Origin of the sequence: Microcoleus sp. B3-D2 (assembly GCF_036705345.1) — a bacterium.
Lineage (GTDB): Bacteria > Cyanobacteriota > Cyanobacteriia > Cyanobacteriales > Microcoleaceae > Microcoleus.
Genome location: NZ_JAUBUG010000182.1, coordinates 1 through 1,645, shown reverse-complemented (window position 1 = coordinate 1,645; position 1,645 = coordinate 1). Strand labels below are relative to the sequence as shown.

Annotated in this window: 1 protein-coding gene; it reads left to right on the top strand. The window is 44.6% G+C overall.

The annotated features are described in order from the left end of the window. Positions 1 to 150: 150 nt before the first annotated feature. Positions 151 to 1,645: IS1634 family transposase (locus QUB14_RS28550; RefSeq protein WP_333297476.1), on the top strand; the 1,495-nt coding region annotated here is incomplete at its 3' end.

Sequence of the window (1,645 nt, the reverse complement as noted above, 5' to 3'; positions counted from 1 at the left end):
CTGAAGTTCCCCCCGTAGAGGGGATGTTCAAATCTCTCAAACCCTTGCACTACAAGGAACAATTGCCTTTTTGCCCCTTGAGGACGTACCCATGTATCTTAAGAATTTCTTCCGATTTTATCTAGGCAAATACCTGGCATAATTGTAGTCATGTATATCGAACGTGTTCCAAACAGAAACTCTCCCCCTGCCGTATTACTTCGCGAGTCCTACCGCGAAGGTTCAAAAGTACGGAAACGCACTCTGGCAAACTTGTCTAAATTGCCCGACCATGCGATAGATGGACTGCAAGCTTTGTTAAAAGGTGGCGTAACGATCGCCAGTTTGCCTGACTCTTTTAAAATCACTCGCTCGCGCCCCCACGGCCACGTAGCAGCAGTGTTGGGTAGCCTGAAAAATACTGGTTTACCCAATTTAATTAGTTCCGAAAATAGTCGCAACAGAAGGTTAGTATTGGCGATGATCGTCGCCAGAATTATCGACCCGCGATCGAAACTCGCTACAGCCAGAGGATTCAGCGACGAAACTTGTTTCTCAAGTATTGGCAAAATTTTGGGCATCGAGAGCGCTGATGAAGATGAACTGTATCTGGCAATGGATTGGTTGTTAGCGAGACAAGAGTCGATCGAAAATAATTTGGCAGCTCGACATCTGGCATCATCAACATTGGTACTGTATGACGTATCGAGCAGTTATTTTGAGGGCAAAACTTGCCCCCTAGCCCGATACGGTTACAATCGCGATGGTAAAAGAGGTAAATTGCAGATCGTATTTGGACTAATGTGCGATAGTTCTGGTTGTCCGAGCGCTATTGAAGTATTTGAGGGCAATACTGCCGACCCGACAACGCTCACCAATCAAATTACCAAACTTAAAGAAAGATTTGGAATCGCCAAAATAATTTGGGTGGGCGATCGAGGTATCATCTCTTCCACAACGATTCAAAAACACTTTCAATCATCAGAGCGCAGTTTCGATTGGATTAGCGCGCTGCGTTCGGTACAAATCCGCAGCCTTGTCGAGCAAGAATCGATTCAACTCTCTTTATTTGACGAAAAAAACCTCGCTGAAATATCATCATCAGACTATCCCGGAGAACGCTTAATTGCCTGTCGCAATCCGATGCTGGCAGCAGAGCGAGCCAAAACCCGAGCAGAATTGTTGCAAGCGACCGAAAAAGAATTAGCCAAAATCGTTGCTGCTACAATCAGGAAAAAAAATCGTTTAAAAGGGGCATCAGATATTGCTCTAAAAGTGGGAAAGGTGGTGAATAGTTACAAGGTTGCCAAGCATTTCAAACTAGATATTCAAGAGGATAGCTTTAGTTATGAAAGAAACACCCGCAGCATTGAAAGTGAAGCAGCACTTGACGGTTTGTATGTGATTCGGACTTCAGTAGTAGAACCTGAAGTTTTATCGCCAATAGAAACAGTGAGAGCTTATAAAAGCCTGTCTCAAGTAGAGCAGGCTTTTCGGAGTTTTAAGACAGTCGATTTAAAGGTACGAGCGATTTACCACCGCCTGGGCGATCGAGTTAAGGCTCACGTATTTTTATGTATGTTAGCCTATTACGTAGAATGGCAGATGCGTTCACGAATAGCTCCCATGCTGTTTGATGAAGATGATTGGGAGTCGGCTCACCAAC